The 13179-nt window shown below is 40.3% G+C and carries 14 protein-coding genes; 11 read left to right on the forward strand and 3 right to left on the reverse strand.

Annotated elements, in window-relative coordinates; all coding sequences use genetic code 11:
- Positions 1 to 7: 7 nt before the first annotated feature.
- The 8 genes from truA (at position 8) to BUB93_RS08500 (ending at position 7981) form a co-directional block, all read left to right on the forward strand.
- Complete coding sequence (gene truA / locus BUB93_RS08465) at positions 8 to 742, forward strand: tRNA pseudouridine(38-40) synthase TruA (RefSeq protein WP_073271073.1); 735 nt, start codon at positions 8 to 10, stop codon at positions 740 to 742.
- Between the two features lie 123 nt (positions 743 to 865).
- A complete protein-coding gene (gene rplM, locus BUB93_RS08470; protein WP_073271076.1) occupies positions 866 to 1309 on the forward strand; it encodes a 50S ribosomal protein L13 in 444 nt (147 codons plus the stop codon).
- A gap of 21 nt (positions 1310 to 1330) precedes the next feature.
- A complete protein-coding gene (gene rpsI, locus BUB93_RS08475; protein ID WP_073271078.1) occupies positions 1331 to 1723 on the forward strand; it encodes a 30S ribosomal protein S9 in 393 nt (130 codons plus the stop codon).
- Between the two features lie 97 nt (positions 1724 to 1820).
- Positions 1821 to 2450 carry a class I SAM-dependent methyltransferase gene (locus BUB93_RS08480; RefSeq protein WP_073271080.1) on the forward strand — a complete coding sequence of 210 codons (630 nt, stop codon included), beginning with the start codon at positions 1821 to 1823 and terminating at the stop codon, positions 2448 to 2450.
- Between the two features lie 237 nt (positions 2451 to 2687).
- Positions 2688 to 3488: a glutamate racemase gene (gene murI, locus BUB93_RS08485; RefSeq protein WP_159432073.1), complete on the forward strand. Its 801-nt coding sequence runs from the start codon at positions 2688 to 2690 to the stop codon at positions 3486 to 3488.
- Between the two features lie 14 nt (positions 3489 to 3502).
- Positions 3503 to 4504, forward strand: a complete 1002-nt coding sequence (gene trpS / locus BUB93_RS08490) for a tryptophan--tRNA ligase (protein ID WP_073271083.1) — start codon at positions 3503 to 3505, stop codon at positions 4502 to 4504.
- A 181-nt stretch (positions 4505 to 4685) separates the two neighbouring features.
- Complete coding sequence (locus BUB93_RS08495; protein WP_084117156.1) at positions 4686 to 6011, forward strand: beta/alpha barrel domain-containing protein; 1326 nt, start codon at positions 4686 to 4688, stop codon at positions 6009 to 6011.
- Between the two features lie 44 nt (positions 6012 to 6055).
- Complete coding sequence (locus tag BUB93_RS08500; RefSeq protein WP_073271085.1) at positions 6056 to 7981, forward strand: aconitate hydratase; 1926 nt, start codon at positions 6056 to 6058, stop codon at positions 7979 to 7981.
- A 39-nt stretch (positions 7982 to 8020) separates the two neighbouring features.
- Here BUB93_RS08500 and BUB93_RS08505 read toward each other — a convergent pair whose 3' ends face one another.
- The gene (locus BUB93_RS08505; protein ID WP_073271087.1) at positions 8021 to 9004 is read right to left on the reverse strand and encodes a zinc dependent phospholipase C family protein; all 984 of its coding nucleotides are present in this window, start codon (positions 9002 to 9004) and stop codon (positions 8021 to 8023) included.
- Between the two features lie 96 nt (positions 9005 to 9100).
- On the opposite strand from BUB93_RS08505, the gene BUB93_RS08510 reads away from it, so the two are divergent.
- Positions 9101 to 10339, forward strand: a complete 1239-nt coding sequence (locus BUB93_RS08510; RefSeq protein ID WP_073271089.1) for an MFS transporter — start codon at positions 9101 to 9103, stop codon at positions 10337 to 10339.
- Between the two features lie 31 nt (positions 10340 to 10370).
- Here the strand turns inward: BUB93_RS08510 and BUB93_RS08515 are convergent, their stop codons facing one another.
- Entirely contained in the window at positions 10371 to 10745 is a 375-nt protein-coding gene (locus BUB93_RS08515; protein WP_073271090.1) for a class II SORL domain-containing protein, read from the reverse strand.
- Between the two features lie 118 nt (positions 10746 to 10863).
- On the opposite strand from BUB93_RS08515, the gene BUB93_RS08520 reads away from it, so the two are divergent.
- Both BUB93_RS08520 and BUB93_RS08525 read left to right on the forward strand, forming a co-directional pair.
- Positions 10864 to 11142, forward strand: coding sequence for an acylphosphatase (locus tag BUB93_RS08520; protein ID WP_073271091.1), 279 nt, complete (start codon positions 10864 to 10866; stop codon positions 11140 to 11142).
- Between the two features lie 51 nt (positions 11143 to 11193).
- Positions 11194 to 11700, forward strand: coding sequence for an SEC-C metal-binding domain-containing protein (locus BUB93_RS08525; RefSeq protein WP_073271093.1), 507 nt, complete (start codon positions 11194 to 11196; stop codon positions 11698 to 11700).
- A 63-nt stretch (positions 11701 to 11763) separates the two neighbouring features.
- On the opposite strand, the gene BUB93_RS08530 is transcribed toward BUB93_RS08525, so the two are convergent.
- On the reverse strand, positions 11764 to 13077 hold the full coding sequence (locus tag BUB93_RS08530) for a patatin-like phospholipase family protein (RefSeq protein ID WP_073271095.1): 1314 nt from the start codon (positions 13075 to 13077) through the stop codon (positions 11764 to 11766).
- Positions 13078 to 13179 lie beyond the last annotated feature (102 nt).

Raw genomic sequence — 13179 nt, forward strand, 5'->3', positions numbered from 1 at the left:
AATTTGAATGAGAAACATACAGATACTCATTGAATACGATGGGACAGACTATTGCGGATGGCAGAAGCAAGTAAATGGCATAAGCGTGCAGGAAAAGATATTGAATTCATTAGGGAAAGTGATGAGGGACACTCAGAAAATAACAGGTTCAGGGAGGACTGATGCAGGGGTACATGCATGGGAACAATCGGCTAACTTTTATACTGAGAGCAAAATCCCTATAGATAGGGTTCCGTTGGCCCTTAATACCCATCTCCCGCCAGACATTAGGGTAATAGGAGCTGCCGAGAGACCTGAGGAGTTTCACAGCAGGTATCACGCCGTAGGCAAGATATATGAATACAAAGTATTGACGGGTCAATTTCCAAGCGCCTTGAATAGAAACAGGTACTGGCATGTCAAAGATTCATTAGATATGGGAGAAATAGAAAAGGCAATGGCTTTTTTTAAGGGGACCCACGATTTCACGGCCTTTTCTTCAGCAAAGAGCAAAGTTGAGGACAAGGTAAGAACAGTAAACCGATTAGAGACTGAAATTGTTGGCCGGGAACTGATATTCCAAATTGAAGGAGACGGGTTTTTATACAATATGGTCAGGATAATAATTGGGACATTAATCGAAGTGGGAAGAGGTAAGCTAAAGGCTGAGGTCATTCCAAAAATCCTTGTTGCCAAAAACAGATCTTTGGCTGGTCCTACCGCTCCCCCTCAAGGTCTGTATCTGAAAAAAGTTTTATATTAATGTTATGGATTTGTTGACATTGAAGCTAGGATATTATAAAATATACGTTGGCACGTTATCTGATCCACTAGCCCCGGATCGGTTAATTTATAAAGATTATTTAAGTTGAATGGAGGATGTAATATGAACGCAAGATCTACAGTTATGGCCAAAAGCGGCGAAGTAGAAAGAAAATGGTTCGTTGTTGACGCTGACGGCAAGACATTGGGACGATTAGCCAGCGAAGTTGCGAAAATTCTTCGCGGTAAAAATAAACCTATCTATACACCACACGTTGATACAGGAGACTTTGTTATTGTAATCAACGCTGAGAAAATCGTACTTACAGGAAAGAAATTGGACCAAAAGATGTACAGAAGACACAGCGGCTACATAGGCGGCATGAAAGAGATGTCTTACAGAAAACTTTTGGCAGAAAAACCTGAATTTGTTATTGAGAAAGCTGTAAAAGGAATGCTTCCTCACAATATTCTGGGAAGACAAATGTTCAAAAAACTTAAGGTATACAAAGGCAGCGAGCATCCGCACGCGGCACAGAAGCCGGAAGTTTTGGAACTGAACGTTTAGAAAAGGGGAGGAGGAAATAATATGTCAAAGATACAATACCTAGGAACTGGAAGAAGAAAAAAATCTGTCGCCAGAGTTAGACTTTTGCCTGGAAACGGTAAGTTTACTGTAAATAAAAAAGACTTAAACGACTACTTTGGAATGGAAACCTTGAAGGTTATTGCAAAACAGCCGTTGACTCTAACCGATTCTAACGACAAATTTGATATTGTAGTAAATGTTCACGGTGGAGGATTCACAGGACAAGCAGGAGCAATCAGACATGGAATCGCAAGAGCGCTTATCAAAGCAGATGAAAACATGAGAGGCGACTTGAAAAAAGCCGGATTCTTGACAAGAGACTCAAGAATGAAGGAAAGAAAGAAATACGGTCTTAAAAAGGCAAGAAAAGCATCTCAATTCTCAAAGAGATAATATCTTCTTTGCGTACGATGAGTATATTAAACCGCCAGGGAAATCCTGGCGGTTTTTTTAATAGATGTAAATATATTGAAATAGAAGGTGATTTTAAATGGACTTGACTCAGGAAAGGGTAATACCAAAGCAGATGAATCCTAAAAATGGGATGCTCATCGAGCATCTAGAAAGATATAAATTTGCAGCCACCTTTGTAAGTGGAAGAGTGTTGGATATAGCCTGTGGTGCTGGCTATGGAAGCGAACTTCTTTTGGAGGGAAGTAAGAGAGGGGCTATAAAAGAGATAGTAGGCGCGGATATTGATGAGATAGCCGTGGAGTATGCTAGGGAGAACTACACCTTCGACAATGTTACCTACAGGGTTGCGGATGCTCTTAGCCTTAAACTTAAAGAAGAGCTTGGAAGCTTCGACTCGATAGTAAGTTTTGAGACGATTGAACACTTTGAAGGAGACGAGGTGTTCGTTAAAAATCTTTATGAGCTGCTCAAACCCGGAGGAGTGGCGATTATCTCGACGCCTTTTGGCAGGGGAAAAGATCAACCCTGCAAGAATCCATATCATGCCTATCAATACAAAGAGGAAGAGTTCATGGAGGTATTGTCCATATTTGACGAAGTAGAGATGTATCACCAAAGAGACTCTGACATAGAACTGCCTTTGGAAGGAAAGAAATATTATCTGATGGTGGCGGTATGTAGGAAAAAACATAAAAATGCCATTTGACAAGGGGAGAAGATGAACTACATCAAAGCAAGGTATAAATGAAATCATTCTATTGATGATGATTTTTCCCTTGCTAGGATTTATGGCAGCTATGGCTTCCCCAAAACCCGTTAAAAAACAGCAAAACGGCTGCAAGCGAACCTGTTTTTATGGTAAAATTATATGATGACGATTTGAGTGAAATATATTTAAATTTAAGATAACAGAAATGAGATGATTGATTTGTCGGGGAAATCTTTGCCAATAGGAGTAATGGATTCGGGAGTAGGCGGTTTGACGGTTGTCAGGGAGATAACCAAATTATTGCCCGGTGAAGATGTAATCTATTTTGGGGATTCAAAAAGAATGCCTTATGGAAACAGAAGCGAAGAAGAGATAGTGTTTTTGGCAAACAAGATAATAGAATTTTTGGAGGGGAAAAAAGTAAAGGCAATATTGCTAGCCTGCAATACTGTTTCCTCCCAAATAGAAAAGCTTGCTCACAACGTGCCTGTATTTGGAATAATAGAAGCCGGGTGCATGGCGGCTGTGGAAAGCAGCGATGCGAAAAGCATAGGCCTCATAGCTACAGTGGCTACCGTGAAAAGTGGTGTCTATGACAGGACTTTAAAACAAATTGACAGAAGAAGAAGCTTTGTGTCGAACGACAGCAGAAAATTGCCACAGGTCATTAATGATCAATTAAAGCACAAATATTTGCTTAATAAGCACATACATGAGTGTATAGATCCAATCTTGGAAAAAGGCGATATTACAGAGCTTATAATGGGATGCAGCCATTTTCCCATAATAGAAAATGAGATTGCAGAGTTATATCCAGGGCTTAAGCTCATAAATCCTGCGAATAAGCAGGTGCAGATGCTAAAGGATTATCTCGAGTCCAATGACTTGCTAAATCCGACCAAGGCAAAAAACATAGAGATATACACCACTGCCAGGATCAATGAGTTTAAAGAGTCTTTGGATAGGCTTGAAATCGACAATTATGATCTGGAAAAAATAAGCTTGCTGGATGAAGATGAAGATATAGAGAAGTGAGAGGAGACGTAAATGTGGAAAGTCAAAAGAAGACGTTATACAGCGGAATACAACCTTCGGGTTCATTTACAATAGGGAATTACTTCGGAGCAATAAAAAACTGGGTAGACCTTCAGGAAGACTACAGCTGTTATTTTTGTGTAGTGGACCTTCATGCCTTGACAGTGCCTCAGGTTCCCAAGGATTTAAGAAAAAATAGCTATGAGTCATTTATAACCCTCCTTGCAGCAGGGTTGGATCCGGAAAAAGTAGCTATTTACTTCCAGTCACATGTTAGCGCCCATGCAGAGCTTGCGTGGATCTTAAACTGCTACTCTTATATGGGAGAGCTAGGAAGAATGACTCAGTTCAAGGATAAATCGCAAAAGCAGGGTGAAAATATCAGAGTAGGCCTCTATGGATATCCAGTCCTGATGGCTTCGGATATATTGCTTTATCAGACAGATCTAGTGCCTGTTGGCGAGGATCAGAAACAGCATCTCGAGTTGACAAGGGATATAGCAAACAGATTCAACAATCTGTATTCACCGACATTCAAGGTACCGGATCCGTATATAGGGGAAAAAGGGGCTAGAATAATGAGTCTGCAGGAACCGAGTAAAAAGATGTCAAAATCTGATGAAAACTCAAACTCATTTATTACCCTGAGAGACAGCAAGGATATCATAATCAAAAAGTTCAAAAGGGCGGTTACCGACTCGGATTCTCAAGTCAGGTTCGACAGGGTTGAAAAACCGGGAGTATCAAACTTGATGGAAATCTATAGCTGCGCGACCGACAAGGATTTTTCAGAGATAGAAAGAGAATTTGAAGGAAAAGGGTATGGAGATTTCAAAATAGCTGTTGGGGAGGCAGTTGCTGATTCTCTGCAGCCTATACAGAAGCGCTTTGAAATGTTGAGTGAAGACAAGGCCTATGTGGAGGAGATAATTAAGAAAAGTACCGAAAAAACTCAAAGAGCCGCATTTAAAACCTTGAGCAAGGTGAAAAAGAAAGTAGGCCTCTACTCCCTTTAGTCTGTATTACCAAATTCAAACTTTCAAAACCGGTTGAAGCTATTTGTTGGTTGTGATAAAATGTAGTTTACTCAAATTAAATATTAACGTATATATATGCATCTAAATGTGAGTTTACACATATAAATACAGAATTAATGAATAATTATTAACATAGCGGTTTTGAAAGAGAGGAATTCAAATGATTGAAAAAAAGATTTACGAATTCAACGCAGTTGACGTTGACGAACCTAACCTGTATGAAAATTATTTTCCTTATACAGAGATTCCGAAAATAAAATTTAATGGCAAAACCATAGATATGGATATACCTGAAGAGATATGGATAACTGACACTACTTTTCGGGACGGTCAGCAGTCGATGTCTGCATTTACAGTAGAACAGATCTCAAGGCTTTTTGATTATCTTCATCAGATAGACAACGGTACAGGATTGATCCGTACTTCGGAGTTTTTTCTTTATTCGGAAAAAGATCGGCAAGCTGTCTACAAATGCATGGAGAAAGGATATGATTTTCCAAAAATCACTTCATGGATAAGAGCAAATGCAAATGACTTTGAATTGGTAAAAAGCATGGGAATCAAAGAAACCGGACTATTGATGTCTTGTTCTGATTATCATATCTTCAAAAAACTGAAGTTAAATAGGTCAAGTTGCATGGAAAAGTATTTAGGCATAATTAAACAAGCGTTGGAGCAGGGCATCTTGCCAAGGTGCCACTTGGAAGATATAACAAGGGCGGATTTCTACGGCTTCGTATTGCCTCTGATTAAAAACATACAGGAGCTTGGTAAAGAAGCAGGAGTCCAAATAAAAATAAGGTTATGCGATACACTAGGTCTGGGAGTGCCATATCAAGGAGTGGATTTGCCGAGAAGCATACCGGAAATGATACAGGAAATCAAAAATCAAGGAGGCGTGCCTTCTGAAGCTCTGGAATGGCATGGGCACAACGATTATCACAACGTAGTCACAAATGCCACCACCGCATGGCTTTACGGAGCGGCAGCCGTTAACACCACAATATTCGGTATAGGTGAAAGAACGGGAAATTGTCCCCTTGAAGGGATGCTCGTAGAGTACTGTCAATTGAAAGATGACAAGAAGATCAACCTGACCATGATAAATGAGCTTAGGGACTTTTTTGAAAATGAGTTCAACTACTTTATCGATGTAAAAAGACCTTTTGTCGGTGACGACTTTAATATGACTAAGGCGGGAGTCCATGCTGATGGAATAATGAAGTACGAGGCCATATACAATTCCTTTGACACCAAGAAGATATTGAATAGGCCAGTGGTCATCAAGGTGAATCAGGCTTCCGGTCTTGCCGGGATAGCGGCATGGATAAATAACTATTGTTCGTTTGTCGAAGATGACAAGGTGGGCAAAAAAGACCCATTGGTACTGAAAATAAAAACCTGGGTGGATGAGCAATATGAAAGAGGAAGAACAACTTCCATATCAGACGAGGAGCTTGCTGCATTTTTGGGTAGGCATAAATAGAAAGTTGTTGAAATGAAACTAAATTTAGATAGGAGATGTGGTTAATGGCTTATACAATTACTGAAAAAATCATCAAAAATCATTTGGTTGTGGGAGAGATGACAAGAGGAGACGAAATAGGGATCAGAATAGATCAGACGCTTACCCAGGATTCTACAGGCACAATGGCATACCTGCAATTTGAGGCGATGGAAGTGCCAAGGGTAAAGACGAAGAGGTCTGTAGCCTATATCGATCATAACATGCTTCAGACGGGCCCTGAGAATATGGACGATCATATCTATATTCAAACAGTCGCAAAGAAACATGGAGTATACTACTCAAAGCCAGGTAATGGAATTTGTCACCAGGTTAATATAGAAAGATTCGGTGTGCCGGGACAAACGCTTCTAGGTTCGGATAGCCATACTCCGACAGGGGGAGGCCTTGGTATGCTTGCCATAGGAGCCGGAGGACTTGATGTTGCCGTAGCCATGGCTGGGGGAGAGTATTACATAACCATGCCTGAAATAGTAAAGGTTGACCTGAGAGGAAAACTAAAACCTGGAGTTGCATCAAAGGATATAATTTTGGAAGTGCTAAAGAGATGCACTGTAAAAGGTGGAATCAACAGGGTATTTGAATATGTGGGTGAAGGGGTAAAAAACCTTACTGTGCCGGAAAGGGCGACCATAACAAATATGGGAGCTGAACTTGGAGCAACAACATCTGTATTCCCCTCTGATGAAATAACACTTGAATTCTTAAAGAGCCAGGGAAGGGAAGAAGACTTCAAAGCAATATCAGCTGATGCAGAGGCGAAATACGATATGGAAATAGTGATAGATCTGGATAAGCTTGGTGCTATGGCAGCTTGCCCTCACAGTCCTGACAATGTTAAAGTAATTAAGGAACTGGAAGGGACAAAAGTTGATCAAATCGCCATCGGGAGCTGTACCAATTCATCTTATCTTGATTTAATGAAGGTAGCAAACATCCTTGAGGGAAAAACAGTTGCAGAAAATGTTTCATTGGTGATTTCACCAGGATCCAAGCAGGTGCTTAACATGCTTGCTGAAAATGGAGGCTTGGCAAAGCTTATAGACTCAGGAGCTAGAATCCTGGAATGTGGCTGCGGACCGTGCATAGGCATGGGACAATCGCCAAACACCAGAGGGGTTTCCTTGAGAACCTTCAACAGAAACTTCAAAGGCAGAAGTGGTACCATAGATGCTGATGTTTACATCGTAAGCCCAGAGACCGCTGCAGTTTCTGCTATAACGGGAAAGATAACCGATCCTGTTTCCAGCATAACTGCGAAAGCTCTGGATATCGAAGTTCCGGCGGAGTTTAAAATCAATGATAATTTGATCGTTGCTCCTGCCATGGAGTGTGAAAAGGTGGAAGTAGTCAAGGGACCGAACATCAAACCTTTCCCTAAAACATCAGTTCTTAAGGATAAAATTGAAAAAAACGTCCTTATCAAGGTGGAAGACAATATAACCACTGACCATATAATGCCTTCAAATGCTAAGCTTCTGCCCTATAGATCAAACATTCCCTACCTTTCAGATTACTGTTTGACTCCCTGTGACCCAGACTTCCCACAGAGAGCTAAAGACAACCAGGGAGGGCTGATCGTCGCTGGACACAATTACGGACAGGGCTCAAGTAGAGAGCACGCTGCTTTGGCGCCTCTGTACTTAGGGATAAAAGGCGTTGCGGCAAAATCTTTTGCGAGGATACATAAAAATAACCTAATAAACAATGGTATATTGCCGATGATATTTGTAAATGAAGAAGATTACGATAAAATAGAGTTGATGGATAATATAACAATCGAAAATGTCATCAAAGGAGTAGAAAGAAAAGAGCTTACCTTGAAAGATGCAGCTAAAGGCATCGAAATCCCGGTTAAGGTCGATGTAACAGACAGACAGATTGAAATCCTTAAAAATGGCGGGTTGATTAACTATATGAAAGTCAAGTAAAAGATTTTAAGGCGGCACTTCTACGAAGTGCCGCCTTAATTATATTACAGGATCAAAATATCGAATTGAGTTGTCTCCATTACAGTCGAGGCCTGTTTCGTAGCTAGCGTTTTTAAAATAAGACTTAACCGAGTCCAATTTAGGAGGAGCAGGGTTTGTCAATAGAGGAATCACGAACAAAAATTTGCGGACCCCATCTTTGACGGCAGCATCGAAGAGTTGGTTGTACGAATAACGGAAAGAAAGGGTTTTGTCACTGGGGTGATGCCATATCTCATTATTAAGATTTAATATTTTTATGTCGTCAGGGGAACTTACCGGGTAAAAGGCATTTGAAAATTTACCATAGCTTCCGAAGAGTATTTCGAAAAAACCAAATGACAGCTTTTTAATTCCGGTAGGATCATTCAAAATGCTGGTTAGGAGCTCTGTTCTGTGGATACTGGATGCAACGGAATTATCCCTTATCTTAATATTAAAGACTTCCTGGAACATATCCTTGTAAAAAAGTCCTATAATATTTTTTTCGCCAGAAGATACTTTAAATAAATTTCCAATTGGAAATCTACAGGCTTTTTTAGAGTAGCGATTGTTGTAAAAAGCGATATCGAGGAAGACCTCGTATTTCTTGTGATTGTATTTCAAAGCCTTAGTTTCTGGGCGCGATATTAAGTGCTTGCCGCTTCTGTAGAAAATAAATGGATGAGTGGCAACGTCAAGAGCATGGTGGGCAATCAAACCCAAAAGGTATGATTTGAGTATCGATTTATCTCTTCCGTCACTCATAGAAGAAATCTTTGTAATGGAAGAGTAAAAAAAGTCGTCTACCTTGTTTTGATGGATTAGAGAGCCATAGTTTATTCTCTCCTCAGGCTTTGCCAGGACGTTGTAGTAAAAGAATATATCTGGTCCCTGGGTTCCCAAGTTGAAAACATCCCGGTTTACGGCAAAAACAGTGTTTTTTTCCAAAAGCTTGTCTAAAATTTCTTTTCCACATAAATAGTGGTTTATGGCATCAGACATGATCCGCACCTCCTTTTCTTAATGATAACATAAAATTAATTTTACAAAGAAGGTATTATTGATAAAATATAGATATAAAATTCTAGAGGTGAGGACATGAAACTGACTAAGGAAGAAATCAGCTGGATACTTTACGACTGCGGAAACTCCGCCTACTCCATAATTATCACAACTGCAATATTTCCCATTTATTTTACCGGGATGGCTTCGCAGGCGGGTGCAAGCGGAGCATCTGCTACAGCTTGGTGGAATTATGGGAATGCATTTGCAACATTTTTAATCGTAGTGCTAAGTCCGATTCTGGGTACGATAGCGGATTATAAGAATTTTAAAAAGCGGTTTTTTGCGTTTTTTTCATTGCTTGGAATTGCTTTTACAGGATTTTTGGCGGTGGTACCGGAATCGAACTGGCAGTTTCTGATGATTTTTTACGTGGTGACAGTAGTAGGCTTTGCAGGGTCGAATATCTTTTACGATGCCTTTTTAGTGGATGTTTCAGAGGATGAAAACATGGACAAGGTATCGTCGAACGGTTTTGCATTTGGGTATATCAGCAGTGTAGTTCCTTTCGTACTATGCATATTCCTGATAAACTTTTCGGGCCTTGACGTTTTATTGATGACGAAGATATCCTTTGCCATAACTAGCTTGTGGTGGGGGCTTTTCACATTGCCTATGATAAAAAATGTCAGGCAGGTCCACTTTATAGAACCCGAACCAAGGCCATTAAAGAACAGTTTTTTGAGAATCTTAAATACCATAAAAAACATCAGAAAATACAGGACGATAGCGATTTTCCTCGGTGCGTATTTTTTCTATATCGATGGAGTAGATACAATCATAAGAAATGCCGCCGTTTTCGGGGAGCAGATAGGACTTGATACCACTGGACTTATGATAGCCCTATTAATGACACAAATTGTAGCATTCCCCTGTGCTATTCTTTACGGTATGCTGGCTGTGAGATTTAGTGCTAGAAATATGATAATATTTGGAATCTTGACATACTTTATTGTGTGCATCTTGGCTTACAGAATGGAAACAATATGGGATTTTGCATTTTTGGGATTCATGATAGCATCTGCACAAGGAGGGATACAGGCCCTTAGCAGGTCTTATTTTGCAAAAATAGTTCCAAAGAAGAATTCGAATGAATTTTTTGGGTTCTACAACATACTGGGAAAGTTTGCAGCAATAATGGGTCCTATTCTTGTGGGAACGATAACGCTGGCAACGGGGGATATAAGAAAGGCTGTGCTCAGCCTCGTAGTCTTGTTCGGGATTGGACTTGTAATGATTTTGAGGCTCCCAAAATACCCGGAAAGAGTAAAATGAAAAATCGGGGCCAAGCGAAGGCCCCGATTTTTTATTCACATTTGACAGGTACGCTATTTTCCCATAGGCCGTGGATATTGCAGTAGCTCATAGCCATGAGCTCTCCCGATTCTTGTATCTTGATGCTCACATTGGCACAAAAGTCGGTAAGAATACCGGATTCACCGTGAGCGTCAAAGTCGACTGAAGCTACTTCTACTGGGAATTTTCCGCTCTCAGGCTTGAAAAATACCTTTATCCATTTGATGTAATGTTCAAATGTATTTGGATGAGCGATTTCTTCGCCAACGACAGCAGTCACGATAAAAGACTCGTCCTTCTTTACGCTTTCAGGTGCTTTGATTACAGGAACGTGTTTTTCGCTTTTCCAGTCGCCGCTTTGGACGGTTGCAGTTAAATTTGACATAGTATACACTCCTTTTATCTTTTCTTATCACAATTTTTATTATACCCAGACAAATAATGAATAAACAGATTAATAAAGCTTATAAAATTGGGTATAATAAGCCTTGAGGTGAAAATGGATGAAAAGAGTCAGGCTTATAGTTGAGGGAAGAGTGCAAGGGGTTGGGTTCAGATGGTTTACAAAGGAGCTTGCTATTAGGTACGGTTTGACAGGAGACGTCAAAAACAATTACGATTCTACCGTGGAAATAAATGCTCAGGGCGAGGATGAAGCCATAGATGAGTTTATAGAAAAGCTCTATGAAGGACCTAATCGTTTTGCGAAAGTGGAGAATATAAGAGCTCGGGAAATCGAACCAGTGGAAAAAGAAAAAGATTTTGACGTGATTTTATTGTAATGGCCTAGAAATTAATGTATAATTCCTTTTAGTAAACTAGGAGGTAATGAGATGGCCTTATACGAAAAATGGCAGAGCATTATTGAAGAATCCAGCAAATCGGAGGAAGCGCAGCAGGAGTTTTGGAATGATTTTTGTGAGCAGGAACAGACTATTTACGAGAAAATCCTCGGCGCTAATCAAAAGGAAATAAAAGGAGCAATCAAAGAGCTGGCAAATGAATACGAAGTGAGCCTTCCGTATTTCATGGGATTTTTAGACGGAATAAACGATAGCATTGAGAGTTCGAATTCCCTGGAAGATTTCACTGAAGAAGACGAAGTTTCGCTTGTCATTGACTTTAAAAAGCTATATTGGAACATGTTGGCTGTACCTGCACCCTGGCTGTATGAGCTTCCCCAGTGGGAAGGCGTATTGTCTGCGGAGGAAAGAGCTGGTATCCAAAGGGATTATAATAGGTCAAAGACTGTGGTAAATGAGAACAAGGTGGGCAGAAATGAGCCATGTCCTTGTGGCAGCGGGAAAAAATACAAAAAATGCTGCGGAAAAGCAAAGTAGACAACATAAGCGAGCGCCTGCCGGAATTTAATTCGATGCAGGCGCTTCTTTTTCATTTTCATGCTATCTGTTTGTCAAGTAAAGAAGAGTGAGGATAGATAGACTTACTTCTGGGGTAAAGCGGTTTATGAGCTTGCCCAAAGGGAACTTAGAGTTTACGTTAAGGCTCAAGAAATACATGTAGTAGGTTAAAAAACGAAGACTGTCCATAGGGCTTATATCCTCATCGCTCTCTTTGAAAACATTCAAGATATTACGGTGATTTTTTATTAGAGACAGATTTTCATCTATCAAGGCGTTCACGGCTTTGAAAATTTCTTTTGTAAGTTCATCAGTTGTATACTTCTTAAGCCTTGGGATGTCGAGGTTTTTAGCTGTTATCTCCAGCATGCTAAGGCAGGGGTCCTGGTTTCTGAAGGAAGTATATCCAAGAAGCTTTTTGATTTCATCGTAAGCTTCCTCCTTTCCCAAAAGCTGCTCCCGGCCTAAAAGCAGAGGCAGCTTCATCCCGTCGTCTCCTGGTATGGGAAAGCCAAGTCTTTGTTGGAAGCGCAAAAAACTTTCGTTGTCTCTTGTGACGTCGATATAGTAGTTTTTGCCTTTTACAACTTTAAATTTCTTTAGAGTGTCCAGATAACCCATCTGGATGTTTTTTTTCATAAGTTCAGGATCAAATTCTAAAATCAAACCCAGATACTCGGAATTTGTAATGTTGATGATGTTCAAATCATCTCTTTTCTTTCGCAGTTTAAACCCTGGCGGAGAAGGCAATTCGACGGCTATAAGGTTTTTGTATCCCCTGTCGGCAAGAAGGTCTATGGGGAAATTGTCGTAAACTGCTCCATCTATGTAAGTCTTTCCGTCTATTTCGTGTTTTTTGAAAGCGGGAAAGGCGGCACTGGCCAAAAGATAATCTATGAGTTTGCCCTTTGGTATGTCATCTATCATAAGCTCAAGGGGTTTTAAATCGCTAAGGGAAACAGTGACGAGACCTAGCTTTATCGGTGAGTTGCGAATACGGTCTTCATCGATGTGTTTTTTTAGATTGTTTTTCAGCGGCGTGACGTCAAGGCCTCCATCAAAAACATAATCTTTGAAGGAAGTAGCAAAGGTGTTCCAATCCTGGCGAGACCATTCGGATATGTATTTGTCGGTAATCTTTTGATTGAAGGCAAAGACCTGGTCCATAGATAAGTTTGACCAAAATTCGAGTGCAAAATCAAAGTCGTTTTGTGCTATGATCGCTCCGTTTAATGCGCCGACTGAGGTTCCGGCAACAGCGCTGATTTTAATGTCCATTTCTCTAAGGGCTTTCCAAACACCGATCTCAAAAGACCCCTTGGCTCCACCGCCGCTTAAAACCAAACCGTATTCCATGATCCACCACTCTCCTGAAAGCGTTTAATTGAATTTATTACATTATATCATAGACGAGCAGATTAGACACTTGGGTGATTAATAAGGAAATGATGAAAAATA

Source organism: Alkalibacter saccharofermentans DSM 14828, assembly GCF_900128885.1.
GTDB lineage: Bacteria > Bacillota > Clostridia > Eubacteriales > Alkalibacteraceae > Alkalibacter > Alkalibacter saccharofermentans.